Raw genomic sequence first — 17,016 nt, 5'->3', positions numbered from 1 at the left:
AGGGCCCTTACTGAATGATCCAGCCCTTCTGGGCGGCGATATGCACTGCTGCGGCCCGGGTGGGCGCATCGGTCTTGGCCATGGCCTGGGAGAGGTGGTTGCGGGTGGTGCCCTCAGAGAGGTGAACGCGCCGGGCGACTTCGGCGACGGTGGCTCCGTCGGCGGCGGCCTGGAGCACCTCGGTCTCGCGGGCGGTCAGAGGGGAGTCTCCGAAGACGAGCGAGTCGGCGGCCAGCGCCGGATCGACGACGCGCAGTCCCGCATGGACCCGACGCACTGACTCGGCCAGATCTGTGGCCGGAGCATCCTTGACGACGAAGCCGTGCGCCCCGGACTGGACGGCGCGCCGCAGGAATCCGGGGCGCCCGAAGGTGGTGACGATGAGGACCCTCGTGGCCGGCAGCCGCTCCAGGAGACTGGCGGTCGCGCTCAGCCCGTCAGTGCCGGGCATGTCAACGTCCATCAGAACGACGTCGGGTCGGTGCTCGAGTGCGACGGGAAGGACGTCATCGCCGCTTCCTACCTGGGCGACGACTTGGATATCGGATTCCAAGGTGAGCAGCGCGGCCAGCGCTCCGCGCACCATGGCCTGGTCATCGGCCAGCATCACTCGGATCATCGATCATCTCCGTCGCTCGTGGTTCATCGAGGGCTTGGTGCATCAGCAGCTGCGTACTGCGGTTCGCCGCCGGCCTCAGCTCGTCGTGTCGTGCGTCAGTCGAGACGACAGATGGGCGCTCACCCTCAGAACAGTGCCCTTGCCGCTGGAAGGCGTCCCAGTGGTGAGATCGGCGCCGTTGTCCTGACAACGCTGGCGCAGCCCCTCCAATCCGTGACCGTCACCGGTGCCGGACGAGACGAGCCCGATACCGTCGTCGACCACCTCAATGGAATCAGTAGTCAGCTCCACCTTGCAGCGCGAGGCGTGGGCATGGCGCACGACGTTGGTGACGCCCTCACGCACCACCCAGGCGAAGAGCTCGCGCAGCTCGGGGTCAACGGCATCCACGGTCAGCGGCAGGTCGGTGCGGACTCCGGCAGAGGTCAGGACGTTCGTGGCCCGAGCCAGCTCGCCGGCCAGGCTCAGCTCGCGGTAGCTGTTGACGGTGGCGCGCACGTCGGCCAGGGCTGAGCGTGCCAGGGACTGAACCTCAGTCAGCTCCGCCTTGACCTGATCCGGTGCGGTGTCGACGAGCCTGGAGGCGAGCTCGGTCTTCAAGGCGATGACAGTCAGCGAGTGCCCCAGAATGTCATGCATGTCCCGGGCCATGCGGTTGCGCTCCTCATTGATCTCCAGCTCATGAGTGCGCTGCTCCAGAACATGGGCCACCCGCCGCTGCTCCATGATGTAGCGTCCGAAGACGCAGGCGCCTCCCGCACCGAGAAGAGCGATCCACGCGTCATCACTCGTGGACCAGGACGAAATCACCCTGGGGACGAGGAACAGCGTGCCGGCCAGGATCGCAATGGGGCCGATGGCCACCTGCCAGGGCAGGGAGAAGGCCAGGACAACGGCCAGGAACACCGCCAGCTGCAGGCTCTGAGGGCCCACGCCGAAGGCGGCCCCAGTGGCTGTGAGTGCGCCGACGACAATGAGCAACAGACCCAGGCGGCTGGGCCAGGTCAGGCCCTGACGCACCCGTCTCACGCTGAGCGAGCAGGTGGCGTACAGGCATGCGCAGGAGACAACGGCGCTGACGGCGCCCCACACCCCACCGCTGGATCCTTGGGCCAGCCCCACCCTGACGACCGGAACCATGAAGGCGGCCCACACGATTCCCCAGCCGACTGCCACAGCGCGGGTGCGGCGCGCCCGCGCCTCGTCGGGGGACAGGGCGCGGGCGGTCATGGACGAGATCGTACTCATTCTTGGAGCCTAGACCCGAGCAGTGTCGCGGCCCATCCTCCAGGCGGCCCCGCCCAGGAAGACGGCGAGCCAGGTCAGCACGTTGACCACCCACCACCAGGAGAAGCTCTCTGCGCCCATGGGCCACAGCGCCAGGTTGTGCAGCCCGTACATGGGGGTGAGGCTGCCGATGCGATCCATGGTGGAGCCCGGTGTCAACGGGATGAACATGCCCCCGAGGAAGGCGAGCAGGGCCATGAGCGGGCCGACCACCTGCATGGCGTTGTCCGAGGGCAGGAGGTAGCCGACGAACAGTCCGAAGGCGACGAAGACCAGGGAGCCCAGCCAGATGATGAGAGCCGAGGAGATCCAGGCCGTCGCAGGCATCTGCGCGTGACGCAGGGGGCCGCAGGCGTAGACGGCGCCGATGGCCAGAGCGCTGATGAGCATCCCCACGATCGTCTTGGCGGTGATGTAGGCGATGGGCTTGAGCGGGGTCAGACGCAGCTGGCGGCTCCATCCCGAGGCCCGCTCAGTGCTCACGGCCGCTCCGGCCCCGGTGGTGGTCATGAGTGCGCCGTACAGGGCCATGCCGATCATCATGTTCGCCACGACGTTGCCGTTGCCGTAGGGCGTGGAGGAGTAGTCAGTGGTGGTGAACATGAGGAAGAAGGCCACCGGAAGAACGATCGAGAAGAAGACGGACCGACGGTTGCGCAGGCGTCGGCGCACCTCGAGCGACAGCAGGGGAAGGCTCAACCCTCCCAGCGGCGGCGCGGTGCGGGAGGAAAGAGCAAGGCGGTCGACTGCTGATGAGGCGGAGGAGGACGAGGAGGACTGAGAAGAGGACATTGCGGTTCCGGTGGAGGACGTGGACGGGAGGGTGACGGTGCTGCTGGGACGGACGGAACGGCTCATGCTGACGCTCCGGTACTGGGGACGGAGGCGCTGTCGCTGGTCAGGGCCACGAAGGCGTCCTCCAGGCCTCGGCTGGTGATCTCCAGGTCCTTGGCCAGGTGATCGCCGAGGAGGAGCGCGGCAACGGCGTCGGTGTCGGTCGAGCTCAGGGTGAGCGTGCTGCCCAGGATCTCGACGTCGTGGATCCGGCCTCGGGCCTGCAGATCGGCCAGGGCTCCGCGTAGCCGCTCGGGCTCGCAGGTCAGGGTGGCCCGTAGGGTGCGGCCGCTCACGGAGGCGCGGATCTCCGCGGCGGTGCCGTCGGCGATGATGCGCCCATGACGCATCAGGACGATCCGGTCGGCGAAGGCGTCGGCCTCCTCGAGGTAGTGCGTGGCGAAGACGATGGTGCGCCCCTGCTCGGCGTCGGCATGGATGGCCTCCCAGAAGCTGCGGCGCCCCCCGACGTCCATGCCGGTGGTCGGCTCGTCGAGGATGAGCAGCGCCGGATCGCTCACGAGCGCCATGGCGAAGCGCAGGCGCTGCTGCTGGCCCCCGGAGCACTTCTTGACGATGCGCGAGGCGAAGTCGGTGACGCCGGCGCGGTGCATGGCTTCCTCGGCGTCGATTCTGTGGGAGAAGAGACTCGCCGTCAGCTGCACCGTCTCACGCACGGTGATGTCGGGCAGGAGCCCGGCGGTCTGCATGACTGCGGCGACCAGGCCCCGGTCGACCGCTTGGCGCGGGCTCATCCCGAAGACTCTCGCATCGCCGTTGGTGGGGCGGTTCAGTCCCAGGATCATGTCGATCGTCGTCGTCTTGCCCGCACCGTTGGGGCCCAGGAGGGCGACGACCTCGCCGGGACGAATGGTCAGGACGACACCGTCGACGGCGGTGACGTCACCGAAGGACTTGTGCAGATCGGTCAGTCGGACGGCGTCCACATGGTCCGTCCGGGGGACTTCCGGGACGGAGGTCTCCCGGCCGGTCCGAGGCGTTGCTGTGCTCATGGCTCAAGACTCGTCCCGCGTCGGCTGCGGTCTATGGCCCATCGGTCACTACTTGCTCATGACATATCTCAGGGGTCGGCGAGCCGTGAAAAACCGCGGTATACCTGGAGAAAACCCTCGTACGGAGTGGAGAGGCAGTCACGGCGCGCCGAGGCCGTGAGGCATGACGTAGTCAAGGCCGCCGGCCGGGGAGTGTGGGCTCAGTCCCGGTCCGGGCGCGGGGGAGAGGACCGGCCCGTCTTGCCGCTATCCTGGGTCGCAGTCAGCGGAGTCGCCATGGCTCACGGCCATGGACACTCCGCCCTCATCCACTCTCAAGTCTCCCGACCAACGCGCCCGACGGCGCCAGGAAGGACCATCGCGTGTTCGGCAACCTCTCCGATCGCATCACCGCCTCCTTCAACCAGTTGCGCGGCAAGGGTCGTCTCACTGAGGCCGACGTCAACGCCACGGTCACCGAGATCCGCCGCGCCCTCCTGGAGGCCGACGTCGCCCTGCCCGTGGTGCGCGCCTTCACCGCGGCGGTGCGCGAGAAGGCGGTCGATGCCGCCCGCTCCCAGGCCCTCAACCCGGGCCAGCAGGTCGTCAAGATCGTCAACGAGGAGCTCATCGAGGTCCTGGGAGGTCAGACCCGGGAGATCCACTGGGCCGACCGCGGGCCCACGATCATCATGCTCGCCGGTCTCCAGGGTGCCGGTAAGACCACCCTGGCCGGAAAGCTCGGACGCTGGCTGCGCGACCAGGGCAAGCGCGTCCTGCTGGTGGCCTCCGACCTCCAGCGCCCCAACGCCGTGACCCAGCTGAGCGTCGTCGCCGAGCGCGCCGGGGTGCACGTGTGGGCGCCCGAGCCCGGCAACGGCGTGGGTGACCCGGTGGCGGTGGCCCGCTCCGGCGTCGAGCACGCGCGCACCAACGGTTATGACGTCGTCGTCGTGGACACCGCCGGCCGCCTGGGTGTGGACGCCGAGATGATGGACCAGGCGATCCGCATCCGCGATGCGGTCTCTCCCCACGAGATCCTCTTCGTCCTGGACGCCATGGTCGGTCAGGACGCCGTCAACACCTCGGTGGCCTTCCGCGACGGCGTCGGCTTCACCGGTGTGGTCCTCTCCAAGCTCGACGGCGACGCCCGCGGCGGTGCGGCCCTGTCCGTGCGCGGCGTCACCGGCGCTCCGGTCCTGTTCTCCTCCACAGGTGAGGGACTGACCGACTTCGAGCGCTTCCACGCCGACCGCATGGCCTCGCGCATCCTGGACATGGGTGACCTGCTCACCCTCATCGAGCAGGCCGAGCGTACCCTGGACCGCCAGGAGGCCGAGGACGCCGCCGCCAAGCTCGCCAAGGGAACCTTCACCCTCGACGACTTCCTGGGCCAGCTGCGCCAGATCCGCAAGATGGGCTCCATGAAGAAGCTCCTGGGCATGATGCCCGGCATGGGCCAGATGCGTGAGGCCCTGGACAACTTCGACGAGCGCGAGGTCGACCGCATCGAGGCGATCGTGTGCTCCATGACGCCCGCCGAGCGCAAGGACCTGTCCATCCTCAACGGCTCCCGCCGTAGCCGCATCGCCAAGGGATCGGGAACCACGGTCCAGGCCGTCAACGAGCTCGTGGACCGATTCGAGCAGGCCAAGAAGATGATGGAGGCCATGGCCTCCGGCGGCATGGGCGGACTCGGTGAGGGCGGTCCCATGCCCGGCATGGGGTCGCTGCCCGGCATGGGCAAGCACTCCAAGGCCCGCCAGGCCCCCAAGGCCAAGCGCGGCAAGGGCGGCAAGAAGGGCCGCAGCGGCAACCCCGCCAAGGCCGCCCGTCAGGCCAAGGAGGCCGCTGCCGCCAAGCAGGCCAAGATCGAGGGCGGCCAGGGCGCTGCGCCCGCAGCCGGCTCCTCCTTCGGGCTCGGCGGCGGCCAGTCCGGCGCCTCCGGCTACGGGATCATGCCTCAGGCCCAGCAGCAGGCCCAGGCCGGAGCGCAGCCCTCGGACGACGACGTCGCCGACGCCATGGGTGCCCTGCCCGAGGACCTGCGCCGCCACCTCGGGCTGTAGAAGTCAGGCTCCGCTCACAGCCAGCCGTTGGTCTCGGCGGTGCGGGCAGCCTCGGTGCGGTTACGGGCGTGGGTCTTGGCGATCGCTGAGGATAGGTAGTTGCGCACCGTGCCCTCGCCCAGGCTCAGCCGCGTGGCGATCTCTCGGGCGTCCGCGCCCGTGGCCGCCGCCAGCAGAACCTCCTTCTCCCTGTCGGTCAGCGGATTGGGTCCGAGCAGAACTGACTCCTGGGCGAGCTCGGGGTCGATGACCCGCAGACCCGCATGAACCTTGCGGATCGCATCAGCCAGCGCCTCAGGCGGGGTGTCCTTGACGATGAAGCCCACGGCCCCCGCCTCCATGCTCCGTGAGAGGTAGCCCGGGCGACCGAAGGTCGTCACAATGAGACACCTGCACGACGTCTCGGAGGAGACGACCTCGGCGGTGGCCGCCAGCCCGTCGCGCCCCGGCATGTCGATATCCACCAGGGCCACATCCACGGCGTGCTCGCGCACCGCCTCCAGGACCTCGTCGCCCCGCCCCACCTGGGCCACGACCTCCAGATCGCTCTCCAGCCCCAGAAGCGTCGCCAGCGCTCCACGCACGAGGGCCTGGTCGTCGGCGATGAGTACGCGGATCGGGCTCACGGCAGCCTCACTTCCAGTCTGGTTCCACCGGACTGCACGTCAGTGGAGTCTGTGTCGACGGCGCCGGACGATTCGGTGCGACGGTTGATCGGACTGGTCATGGTGAGGCAACCGCCCTCCTGCTCAATGCGGGAGCGCAGGCCCTCCAACCCGTTGCCGGGTTTGTCACCGGCCAGGCCGATACCGTCGTCGCTCACCCGTAGCAGCCCCGGTGCCAGGTGCACGGTGACATGGGTGGCGTGCGCGTGCCGGACGACGTTCGTGGTGGCCTCGCGCAGGGCCCAGGCCAGCACAACTCGCTGCCGCTCGGGAATGTCCTGGGCGCTGCCGGTCACATCCACGCGGATCCGGGCGGCACTCAGGGCGGTACGCGTGGCCTCCACCTGGCTGACCAGGTCTGGGGACCGCAGGCGTGTCACCGTGGATCGCACGTCGGCTAGGGCCCCGCGGGCCAGGGTGATGACCTCGTCGAGCTCCCGGGAGGAGGCGGCCGGGTCGCGCTCGATGAGCCGGCGGGCGACCTCGGCCTTGAGAGTGAGCACCGTCAAGGAGTGTCCCAGGATGTCGTGGACATCGCGCCCGAGCTCCTCTCGCTGGGAGACGAGGGCGAGCTCCCGCTCGGCGGATGCTCTGCGCTCCTGGAGCTCCACCGCGATGCGGGCGATGACGATGGTCAGTCCCGATAGCGCAGCGCCCAGCACCAGCCAGCGTGACTCCGGATGCGTGTTCCACGCCAGGGAGGCGGCCGTCAAGAGAGTGACCGCGGTGATAACGGTCGGGAGTCCCCGACGCAGCGTTGTGAAGAACAGGATCAACGAGCAGAAGAAGGGGAAGAAGTAAGCGGTCCACCAGCCCAGAGCCGGCAGTGCCATCATGCTGAAGAGAATCGGGCCCGCCAATTTACCCAGAAGAGCACGAATCGGGAGATCAGGAAGAGGATCCCCTGCCCGCACCGCCTGGGGGTCCTGTATGGAGAAGGCCCAGACGTAGGCGACGATGAACCCCATGACTCCGGCGATTCCCAGCAGACGCTCCCACTGGGCGAAGGAGCCGAGGAGAAGCTGGACGAGGGGGATGAACAGGAAGAGCACCCACACCGTGGCGTCCCAGACGATATGACGGCGATAGCGGCGCCAGGAGCGGGAACGGGACCCTTCCTTCTGCGATGCTGAGGTCTCTACGGCAGCATCGTTGTCAGAGGGCTGCGATGTCGTCATCGTTGTCGTCACCGAGCTCATTGGTGGCCGGTCGCCCGGCGTCGGGCCCCGATCACGAGCAGCCCGAAGATGAGTGTCCACGCCACCAGGTTAGCCAATGGCATCCACAACGGGTCCTGAACGCCCGCCTGTCGATCCGGTACGTAGGTCCACCCCTCGCCCAGCGGCCACCGGGCCAGCGTCGTCGACCCGTACATCGGGGTGAAGCGACTGATCTTCAGGAGCGTGTGGTTCAGGGGCATGAAGGTGTTGCCGATGAAGGCGAACAGGGAGACCAGGGAGGTCGCGATACCGATCGATGCCGAGGACGGTAACCACATCCCGGCGGCCAGCCCCCACAGGACGAAGGGCAGGACCCCGATCAGGCAGATGAGGGGACTGGCGGCCCAGGCCCAGCCCTCCATCCGGGAGTCCGTCAGTGCGCCGGCGGTGAGCACGACGACGACGGGAAGAGCTGCGGTTCCCACCGCGGTGCCGGTCTTGACCACCAGGTAGCCGCGCAGGCCCCGGGAGGTGACAGCCATCTGCCGGCCCCAGCCCGCAGACTGTTCGACAGCGGCCGCCGCCGAGGCGCTCGTGGCACCCAGACAGGCGCTGAAGGAGGCCATGGCGAGCATCACCGATGCCGAGACATTGCCGTGAGCGTGTGGGCCGTAGTCCCCGGCGGAGGCGTTCAACCGGCCGAAGACGAGGTACATCGCCAGAGGGAAGGCGATGACGAAGAAGAGGTTGGCCGGCTCGCGCAGGCTCCGGTAGAGGTCGAGCCAGAGGTAGGTCAGAAGAGGGCGTGCGGGCCTGAGTCCTCCCGAACGGTGTGACTGGCCGCCGGAGCTGCCGGCAGAGGGACTCACGGGGGAGGCGGAGAGATCGGAGGCTGCCTGGGGTGTCGCGGTCATGATGTGGCCTCAATGCATGTGGTGATGGTGGTCAGGGTGAAGGATGCGGGCTAAGGCGTTGGCGGGGGTGCTTCGTCGGAGCCGCCGGAGGTCAGTGCGGTGAAGACCTCGTTGAGGCTCGCGGCGCCGATACCCAGGTGCTCGGCGGGGGTGGCGCTCAGCAGCCAGCGGGTGACGGTGTCGGAGTCCGTCGTGCGCAGCTCCACGTGCTCACCGTGGACGACCGCGTGCAGGATGCTGCTGGCCGCGGGGCAGTCGGCCAGGTGCTGACCCAGTGCTTCCTCGGAGATTCCGGGCCAGGTGGCGGTGACCAGGGCGCCGTCGCCCAGGGCTCGGATCTCATCGACGTTGCCGTCGGCGACCAGGCGGCCGTGGGCGATGATGACGATGCGGTCGGCGAAGGAGGCCGCCTCCTCCAGGTAGTGGGTGGCGAACAGGATGGTGCGACCTCGCCGGGTCTGGGTGCGCATCGTCTCCCAGAAGGCAATCCGGGCGCTGACGTCCATGCCGGCGGTGGGCTCGTCCATCACGAGGAGGTCGGGGTCTGGCAGCAGAGCAAGGGCCAGGCGCAGGCGCTGGCGCTCGCCTCCCGAGCAGCGGCTCACTCTGCGGGTGAGGATCCGGCCAAGATTCGCCTGGTCGACGACGTCGTCGAGCCTGGAAGCGTGCGAGACGCCGTCGCAGTGCCGGGGTCGCATCGAGGCCACGACCCGCAGGGTCTCCCCGACGGTGAAGTCGTCCAGAAGACCGCCGTCCTGGAAGATGACACCAACGCGACCAGCCTGGACCGCCTGGTTGGGGGAGGTCCCCAGAAGCTCGATCGTTCCGGCGTCGGGCCGGGCCAGCCCCAGGACCATGTCGAGGGTGGTGGACTTGCCCGCGCCATTGGGGCCCAGGAAGGCGACCACCTCTCCGGGCCGGACGGTCAGGTCGAGGTTGTCGACGGCGACGATGCTCCCGAATGTCTTACGCAGACCACGGGAGTTGATCGCGGGGGCTGGAGCTGTGCGCCCGACCTGAGGGCAGGAACTCGGGGAGCGAGTGACGGGGGCTGCGGTGGTTCGGATCATAGCGCCAGGTTCCCGCCGGCCCGCGGCTCCCGGTACTGAGCGCTGTCACCGCTGCCGCATGACAGGTGTCATATGACAGGGGCGCTCCAGTGGTGTACTGGAGCGCCCCGAGTTCTGTCGTGAGTGGCTTACTCCTCGTTGCGAGGTCGACTCAGAATGAATCGCAGGAGGAATGGGTAGAGGAATGCTGCCACCAGAAGGTAGGAGACATACCCGAGGAGGCCAGTGTGAGAATCATGAGAAATGACGAGAAAGACGATGGGGTTCATGAGCAGAATTGTTAAAGCCGTGATGAACGTTATGCTCCATGGGCCCAAGTGCCTGATCGCCATGCCCACACATACGGATGCGAGGAATCCGGGGAACGCCCCCAGGGGGACGAGGAGCCAGAGGTAAGGTCCGACTCCAGTGTACTGTATGACGTAGATATAGGTGACGTTTACGTTCCCTACTGCAATGTCCAATGCGGTGCAGATAGCCATGCCGATGGCGATGAGTGCGGTGGTCGCGCACGCGCAGGCAATCGTAATCCGCCAGATCGTCTGTGCGGTAGCTCCTGCGAACAGGAGAGAGCGTTCAGTCAAGGAGAGCGCAAACCCGACCGTGATGCCCCCGGCAATGAACTGAAGCGATCCGGCATACACGTAGGAGTCAGCCATTGGGGTGATGGAAATGACGATCAGAATGCAGATGATCTGCAGTGCAAAGAATGGTGTGACCCATCTCTTCAGTAGTGCTCTTGCTATGCGGGCTGCTCGGAGCCATTCGCCTGTGGTGGAAGGAGGGGTGGCTACTGCCCCTGACATGCCAGAAGATGTTCTCGTTGTGTCGGCATTCTCTTCAATGGTGAGACGGTCATGAAATGAAGAATGGATAAGTGAGGGCATGGTCCTGCTCCTTCTAGAGCCAATGCTCTGCGCGGAGAGATCTTACGAGAGTATGTGCCGCAGACATGTCTTAACTGGTGGTGTCCGACGCAGGGGTCGTCATGTCCACAAGTGCATCAGTCAGCGATGCCAGCGGGGTGTTGGGGGCGGTGGCGGCGGCTCGCAGGTCGTCGGCGCTTGCCGCCGCGCTCATGGTTCCGTGCTGCAGGACGACGACGTCCTCCACAAGGTCCTCAATGTCATCAACCTCGTGAGAAGAGATAATGATGGTAGGGCGCTCCCGTACGTAGAGGTCGAGCAGGGCCTCCCAGAACATGCGTCGAACCACGGCATCCATGCCCAGCTGGATCTCATCCAGGAGCAGGACGGGACAGTGGCATGCCAGTGCGAAGACGGCGTCGAGTGCGGAACGCTGACCGAAAGACAGTCGCGACGGACGTGTTGTGGCCGGTATCTCGAACAAGGTGAGATAGCGCTCGGCATCCTGACGGCTCCACCCCGGTCGAGAAGCCTCCCACAAGGCAAGCGAGTCCTTGATCTGAGAGCGTTCCAAGAGGCTCCTGCGCGTTCCGAGCAGACAAATCGACGACCGAGCCGCAGAGCTATCGATGATATCCATGCCTGATGTCGTCACTGCTCCCTCTGTTGGGCGACGCAATCCGGCGGCCAGATCCAGTAGTGTCGACTTCCCTGAGCCGTTTCTCCCCAGGAGCCCGGTGATTCTTCCAGGTTTGAAGGTGTGGGTGATGTTGTGCAGCGACCAGTTCCCCCAACGATGCCTGTAGCCGGCGTTGGAAAATTCTATGGAAAGTCCGCTGCTCGTCACCTGCTCCTCCAATGGCGAGTCAGAGTTTGAGGGGCTCGAGACAGGGGTGGAAGATGGTGAGGCGCTCATCATGGTCCTTCAGTCCTCTTGATCGTGGTTCCCGGCGATGTGCAGATGATGGTCAGCGCAGTGGTGGTGTTCTCAGGGTCAGCTGACGGCAAGTGATCGCTCCGAGGGTGAGAACTGCGGCAATGAACTGAACTGAGAAAGTGGTCAGTGATGGGACTGAGAGGGGCCCTGATGATGGGGTGTGGACCTCGCGGGTGAGGGCTGCACGAGGCAGGCCATAGGCGAGGATTCCAATATCGAAGGTGGCTAGCACGAATATCTTGACGATGGCGCTGAGAATCGGGTGTCGCAGCTCAATGGCTCCCATGGTTGCTCCTAGGTAGTAGCTCAGTGTGATGACGCCTGGCAGGAGCGCCCATCTGACGGGCGCTGAGAAGTTGGACCAGATATTGGCTGGCTCGGCGTGACCTCCGACGATGATGAGCTCACACCCGGCGCAGATCAGTGCATAGGGGACGCTCATCGCAAGGATCTGCCGTGCCGAGGTTGTGTGCGCTCTCCAGATGTCCGCCCCTGTCAAGCCCGCATACCGTTCAGCGAGCTCACGAGACGCCGCGTTCTCGCCGAAGAACAGCACGATGAGCGCGGGAACGGCGGAGATCACCAGAAGGACTACTGAGTACGTGTAGAACAACCTGGCATCATCGGGCGTCAACCGCACTGCCGTACCGACAAGAAGGTTGACGGAGGCGCCGAGGGTGAAGATCCGCAGCACTGCTCTTGTTGGTGCCGGTCTGAGTTGACTAAGAGTCGTCCGGTGGTGCGCGTCGTATGACGTGGCGGACGGGTCGGCGGATGAGTCCGTCATGGTCGCTACGGTCATGCTGGCTCCTTGAACGGATTGATGGGTGAGTCCCTCAGGTAGGTTCGTGCTGCCTCGACCAGGTCGTTGTCGCTCAGTCCCAGGACTCTCCCCGTGTGCAGGGCCGGACCAAGAGTGGTGTCCACGTACGTGCGGGCTCGTTCGCTGCGCAGGCGTTCCTCGGCGCCCAGTGCCACGAACATCCCGATGCCGCGCCGCTTGACGACGAGCCCTTCATCAACCAGAAGCGTGATGGCCTTGTTCGCTGTCGCGGGGTTGATGCGGTACCGGGTGGCGTACTCAGTAGTGGAGGTCAGCCGGTCTCCATCCGAGAGGTCTCCGGAGAGGATCTGGGTGCGCACCTCTTCTGCGATCTGGAGATAGATGGGTGTTGAGTCCTTGAAATGACGTGACATCCAGATCACCTCCTGTCTGTCCCACTGGTGCTGTTCAGACGCCGCTGCTGTTCAGGTGGCGCAGGTTGTCTGGTTCATTAGTCGACTAATGAACCAGACAACCTTGGCCCTGTCAACCGGTAGGTTCGCCTCGGGGTGTCGCGCCGGCTGTGGGCGATCTCGCACCGAGTGCTGGGGTGGTGTCCCGGCTCGGGCTGGCGACGTCGTCCGACGCTCTGGCAGAATGTCCGGCTGTACTCGATCGGACGTCGGTCCCTCTCCCGGCCCCGGTCGCGTCTCGGCTCACGCCGGAAACCGTTGCTTGACCCCACCGGGGACCAGCGCGCGCCAAACCATCCAGAACCAGGAGTTCAACCAAGTGGCAGTCAAGATTCGCCTCAAGCGCATGGGCAAGAAGTTCGCCCCCTTCTACCGGGTCGTCGTCCTCGACTCCCGCAAGAAGCGCGATGGCCGTGTCATCGAGGAGATCGGTGTCTACGACCCGATGCAGGAGCCCTCGCTCATCAGCATCGACTCTGAGCGCGTCCAGTACTGGCTCGGTGTGGGCGCTCAGCCCTCCGACGCCGTCTACAAGCTGATCAAGATCACCGGCGACTATCACCAGTTCAAGGGCCTCAAGGGTGTGGAGAGCACCCTCAAGGTCAAGGACGCCGACGCCGCGGCGGTCGCCAAGGAGGCCGCGGTCAAGGCCGCCGCCGACGACGCTGAGAAGCGCAAGGCCGCCGCCGCCAAGGCCAAGGCCGACGAGGAGGCCGCCGAGTCCAAGGCCGAGGAGTCCGTCGAGGACCAGGCCTCCGATGAGGCCGCCGCCGAGGAGGCCTGAGATGCTGGCCGACGCCCTCGAGCACCTCGTACGGGGCATCGTCGACAACCCTGACGACGTCACCGTCACCTCCCGGTCGCTGCGCCGCGGCGACCTGCTGGAGGTACGGGTCAACCCCGAGGACCTCGGCCGAGTCATCGGCCGCTCGGGCCGTACTGCTCGAGCACTGCGCACAGTGGTCGGAGCGCTGGCGGACTCGCCGGTGCGCGTCGACGTCGTCGACACCGACCGCCGCTGAACGCAGGGCCTTCAGGTCGGAGCAGCAGACCGCCTCGGCCGATCTGATCGATCACCACGAGTGCCCGGTCCCCGTGAGGGGGCCGGGCACCGTCGTCCTCCTGGGGCTGCGCGCCCAGCGTCGCGAGCATGACGACCGCCGCCGACAGGAGGAAGGTCTGCATCGAGTTGGCCAACCTCACGCCATCGGTGCCCCACCTCATCCCCGTGGCCGATGGGAACGCAGACCGGGGCGCGGTAGGTTGGCGTCAGATAATCAGACCTTCCGGCCAAGCCTTTCCATGCCCCGATCCCAGGAGAACAGGTGCTGCTCACCCTTGCTGTCATCGGTCCCGCCCATGCCCTCAAGGGCGAGGTGCGTCTCGAGATCCGTACCGATGACCCCGAGGGGCGTCTCGCACCCGGAACCACTGTCCCCACGGAGCCGGCCCACGCGGGTCCTTTGACGGTCAGCCGTCTGCGTTTCGACGGCTTCCGCTGGTTCGCGGCCTTCGAGCAGGCGCGCGACCGCACGGCCGCCGAGGCCCTGCGGGGCGTGAGGCTCCTGGTCGAGACCGACGACGACGCCCCCGGCGGAGAGGACTCTGAGGACTCGGACGAGTCCTGGTACCGCCACGAGCTCGTCGGCCTGCGGGCGCTGAGCGTCTCCGGTGAGGACCTGGGGGAGGTCACTGACCTGGAGCCCGGCGTCGCCCAGGACCGACTCGTGGTCACCACCCCCGAGGGGGACGATGTGGCTGTGCCCTTCGTCGCAGCGCTCGTGCCGGCCATCGACCCTGAGGCCGGCACGGTGACGCTGGCCCCGCCCGGTGGCCTGTTCCCCGGACGCGGAGAGGCGGAGGAGGCCAGGTGAGGATCGACGTCGTCACCATCTTCCCCGACTACCTCAAGGTCCTCGACCTCTCGCTCATCGGGAAGGCGGCCGACCGAGGCCCCCTCGACCTGCACGTCCACGACCTGCGCGACCACGCCCACGACCGGCACCGCACCGTCGATGACACGCCCCTGGGCGGCGGAGCGGGCATGGTCATGAAGCCCGACGTGTGGGGTGAGGCCCTTGATGAGGTGCTCACCGCGAACGCCCCCGGTGCAGGCCGCCAGGTGCTCATCATTCCCACACCCTCGGGCGAGGTCTTCACCCAGCGCACCGCCGAGGACCTGGCCGGCGCCGACTCCCTGGTCTTCGCCTGCGGCCGCTACGAGGGCATCGACGCCCGCGTGCCCGAGCACTACGCCTCCCGCGGCATCGAGGTGCGCGAGCTGAGCATCGGCGACTACGTGCTCAACGGGGGAGAGGTCGCCACCATCGTCATGATCGAGGCCATCGCCCGACTCCTGCCCGGAGTCCTGGGCAACCCCGAGTCGCTGGTCGAGGAGTCCCACGGCGCCGCCGGCCTGCTGGAGTACCCCGTCCACACCCGCCCCACCCGGTGGCGCGGACACGAGATCGACCCCGTCCTGCTCTCCGGTGACCACGGTCGTATCGCCCGAGCGAGACGGAACCAGTCCATCACCCGTACCGTCGAGCGCCGCCCCGACATGATCCGGGCCCTGGAACCCACCGGCCTGGATCGTCAGGACCGTGCGGTCCTAGCCTCCGTGGGGTGGGCGGTCCCGGCCGGAGCGGACCACCCGGTTCCGGTGCGCATTCGCAACGCCACCGCCCACGACGCCGACGCCCTGGCCGCGCTCGCAGCCCGCACCTTCCCTGATGCCTGCGAGCATGTCATCGCCCCCGAGTCCATCACCCGGCACATCGCCACCAAACTGGTTCCCGAGCTGTTCTCCGCCTGGGCCGACGACGATCGCGTCGACCTCGTCGTCGCCGAGCTGCTCGAGCCTCCACCGGCACAGGAGTCCTCCTCCGGGGGGGAAACGGGCACGAGCGCCGCTTCGGCTCTGGTCGGCTACGCCGCGGTGCTGCGCGAGGAACCCGACTCCGACGGCGAGCACCCCCACGGGATCGACCCTCGTCCCGCCTGCGTGCGGCCTCGCGGGGGAGAGGTCGTCGGCGAGCTGTCCAAGGTGTACGTCGACTCCACGATGAGGGGATCCGGACTCACCCCCGCGCTCATGGACGCCGTGATGCGCCAGGCCGCCGCCCACGGAACGAGCCTGCTCTGGCTCGGCACCCACATCACCAACAAGCGCGCCCAGAAGGCCTACAAGCGGGCCGGCTTCCGCCAGGTCGGTACCCGCACCTACAACGTCGGTGGCCAGGACGCCCACGACGTCGTCATGACTCGGCGGACAGGAGAAGGCCTATGAGCAGCGGAACCGACCAGAACCTTCAGGACAGGACTGACGGTGAAACGGATGAAGCAGTGATCCCGGGGAAGCGCCTGCGGGCCGACAATGACCGCCAGAAGGACCGCCGGGACAGGGGCGGCGCCCACAAGGACAAGGCCGGAGCCGCAGAGGCGGCCGAGCCGACGTCGCTGGGGGAGCGGGTCGTCTTCCGCCTCAAGCAGTGGGGCATCACCCTGTCCTACCTGGTCGTCGCCGTGGTGATCATCGCCCTCATCCGCACCTTCATCATCCAGAGCTTCACCATCCCGTCGGGGTCGATGGAGAACACCCTCAACGAGGGTGACCGTGTCACCGTGACGATGTACGACTCCGACGAGGTCAACCGGGGTGACGTCGTCGTCTTCACTGATCCGGACCACTGGTTGACGACCCAGGAGCCCACTGGTCTGCAAGGCGCCGCGCAGGACTTCCTCGTCGCGATCCGCATCTTTCCCCAGGACGCCGGCCACCACCTCATCAAGCGGGTCATCGGAATGCCCGGTGACCATGTCGTCGCCGACGGGAAGGGCTCCTTGACCGTCAACGGCGTCGAGCTCGATGAGGTCTACCTCAAACCCGGCCGGTCGGCCTCCGACCTCGCCTTCGACGTCACCGTTCCTGAGGGCTACATCTGGGTCATGGGTGACAACCGTGCCAACTCCTCGGACTCCCGCTACCACCAGAATGATGCCCACCGCGGCTTCGTGCCCCTGGGCAACGTCGTCGGCGTCGCCAAGAACGTCGTATGGCCCTACTCCCACTGGTCCAGCCTCAGCTCCGGACACGAGGTCTTCTCCCAGGTTCCGGAGCCGACATCCACCCCGACGGCGATTCCCTCCGGTCCGGCCGCTCCGGCGAGCACGCTGGCGGGCTCAGGGAGCTGATCGTCCCGGATACCTGCGAGGGCGTGAGAAAGGCGTGAACTCAGGCACGTCGAGGCTGACGCACTCGTCCGAGGACTGAGCCTGTGGCAAACTGAGCGGGCACTTGGGTCCTGCGGCTCCTCTGCCACTGGGGAGGCGACCGCTCTGAAGGAGCCCAGGAGCGTCCACCTCCG

General features: G+C 66.9%; 18 protein-coding genes. 6 read left to right on the top strand and 12 right to left on the bottom strand.

What is annotated here, in order from left to right; genetic code table 11:
* Positions 1-7: 7 nt before the first annotated feature.
* The 4 genes from FBF36_RS08670 to FBF36_RS08655 form a co-directional block, all read right to left on the bottom strand.
* A complete protein-coding gene (locus FBF36_RS08670) occupies positions 8-619 on the bottom strand; it encodes a response regulator transcription factor (RefSeq protein ID WP_009394481.1) in 612 nt (203 codons plus the stop codon).
* A 75-nt stretch (positions 620-694) separates the two neighbouring features.
* Positions 695-1,867 (bottom strand): sensor histidine kinase, encoded by a 1,173-nt coding sequence (locus tag FBF36_RS08665; RefSeq protein ID WP_138137382.1) that lies wholly within the window; start codon positions 1,865-1,867, stop codon positions 695-697.
* Positions 1,868-1,876: 9 nt separating this feature from the next.
* Complete coding sequence (locus FBF36_RS08660) at positions 1,877-2,605, bottom strand: ABC transporter permease (RefSeq protein ID WP_009394486.1); 729 nt, start codon at positions 2,603-2,605, stop codon at positions 1,877-1,879.
* Between the two features lie 155 nt (positions 2,606-2,760).
* The gene (locus FBF36_RS08655; RefSeq protein WP_009394488.1) at positions 2,761-3,753 is read right to left on the bottom strand and encodes an ABC transporter ATP-binding protein; all 993 of its coding nucleotides are present in this window, start codon (positions 3,751-3,753) and stop codon (positions 2,761-2,763) included.
* 362 nt (positions 3,754-4,115) lie between these two features.
* Between FBF36_RS08655 and ffh the strand changes: the two genes are divergently transcribed.
* The gene (gene ffh / locus FBF36_RS08650; protein WP_138137380.1) at positions 4,116-5,801 is read left to right on the top strand and encodes a signal recognition particle protein; all 1,686 of its coding nucleotides are present in this window, start codon (positions 4,116-4,118) and stop codon (positions 5,799-5,801) included.
* 14 nt (positions 5,802-5,815) lie between these two features.
* On the opposite strand, the gene FBF36_RS08645 is transcribed toward ffh, so the two are convergent.
* From FBF36_RS08645 to FBF36_RS08610, 8 genes are all read right to left on the bottom strand, one after another.
* Positions 5,816-6,427 (bottom strand): response regulator transcription factor, encoded by a 612-nt coding sequence (locus FBF36_RS08645; protein WP_009394492.1) that lies wholly within the window; start codon positions 6,425-6,427, stop codon positions 5,816-5,818.
* On the bottom strand, positions 6,424-7,518 hold the full coding sequence (locus tag FBF36_RS08640; protein ID WP_034491504.1) for a sensor histidine kinase: 1,095 nt from the start codon (positions 7,516-7,518) through the stop codon (positions 6,424-6,426). Before FBF36_RS08640 ends, FBF36_RS08645 begins: the two co-directional genes overlap by 4 nt.
* Positions 7,519-7,661: 143 nt before the next feature.
* Entirely contained in the window at positions 7,662-8,540 is an 879-nt protein-coding gene (locus FBF36_RS08635; protein ID WP_009394495.1) for a hypothetical protein, read from the bottom strand.
* Positions 8,541-8,590: 50 nt separating this feature from the next.
* Positions 8,591-9,610, bottom strand: coding sequence for an ABC transporter ATP-binding protein (locus FBF36_RS08630; RefSeq protein ID WP_009394497.1), 1,020 nt, complete (start codon positions 9,608-9,610; stop codon positions 8,591-8,593).
* Positions 9,611-9,738: 128 nt separating this feature from the next.
* Entirely contained in the window at positions 9,739-10,497 is a 759-nt protein-coding gene (locus FBF36_RS08625; RefSeq protein ID WP_225792328.1) for a hypothetical protein, read from the bottom strand.
* A 70-nt stretch (positions 10,498-10,567) separates the two neighbouring features.
* The gene (locus FBF36_RS08620) at positions 10,568-11,392 is read right to left on the bottom strand and encodes an ATP-binding cassette domain-containing protein (RefSeq protein ID WP_138137840.1); all 825 of its coding nucleotides are present in this window, start codon (positions 11,390-11,392) and stop codon (positions 10,568-10,570) included.
* Between the two features lie 52 nt (positions 11,393-11,444).
* Entirely contained in the window at positions 11,445-12,215 is a 771-nt protein-coding gene (locus FBF36_RS08615) for a hypothetical protein (protein WP_034491481.1), read from the bottom strand.
* Complete coding sequence (locus tag FBF36_RS08610) at positions 12,212-12,610, bottom strand: GntR family transcriptional regulator (protein WP_009394506.1); 399 nt, start codon at positions 12,608-12,610, stop codon at positions 12,212-12,214. Before FBF36_RS08610 ends, FBF36_RS08615 begins: the two co-directional genes overlap by 4 nt.
* Positions 12,611-12,968: 358 nt before the next feature.
* On the opposite strand from FBF36_RS08610, the gene rpsP reads away from it, so the two are divergent.
* The 5 genes from rpsP to lepB all read left to right on the top strand — a co-directional run bounded on the left by rpsP (position 12,969) and on the right by lepB (position 16,843).
* On the top strand, positions 12,969-13,433 hold the full coding sequence (gene rpsP / locus FBF36_RS08605; RefSeq protein ID WP_034491483.1) for a 30S ribosomal protein S16: 465 nt from the start codon (positions 12,969-12,971) through the stop codon (positions 13,431-13,433).
* A gap of 1 nt (position 13,434) precedes the next feature.
* Positions 13,435-13,671, top strand: a complete 237-nt coding sequence (locus tag FBF36_RS08600; RefSeq protein ID WP_003786440.1) for an RNA-binding protein — start codon at positions 13,435-13,437, stop codon at positions 13,669-13,671.
* Between the two features lie 303 nt (positions 13,672-13,974).
* On the top strand, positions 13,975-14,523 hold the full coding sequence (gene rimM, locus FBF36_RS08595) for a ribosome maturation factor RimM (protein ID WP_034491485.1): 549 nt from the start codon (positions 13,975-13,977) through the stop codon (positions 14,521-14,523).
* On the top strand, positions 14,520-15,938 hold the full coding sequence (gene trmD / locus FBF36_RS08590; RefSeq protein WP_009394515.1) for a tRNA (guanosine(37)-N1)-methyltransferase TrmD: 1,419 nt from the start codon (positions 14,520-14,522) through the stop codon (positions 15,936-15,938). Before rimM ends, trmD begins: the two co-directional genes overlap by 4 nt.
* Positions 15,935-16,843, top strand: a complete 909-nt coding sequence (gene lepB / locus FBF36_RS08585) for a signal peptidase I (protein WP_009394517.1) — start codon at positions 15,935-15,937, stop codon at positions 16,841-16,843. Before trmD ends, lepB begins: the two co-directional genes overlap by 4 nt.
* The last annotated feature ends 173 nt before the right edge of the window (positions 16,844-17,016 follow it).

Source organism: Actinomyces sp. oral taxon 171 str. F0337 (genome assembly GCF_005696555.1).
GTDB classification, from domain to species: domain Bacteria; phylum Actinomycetota; class Actinomycetes; order Actinomycetales; family Actinomycetaceae; genus Actinomyces; species Actinomyces oris_E.
Note: the sequence above shows the minus strand (reverse complement) of the source record. Positions and strands in the feature narration are given on the sequence as shown.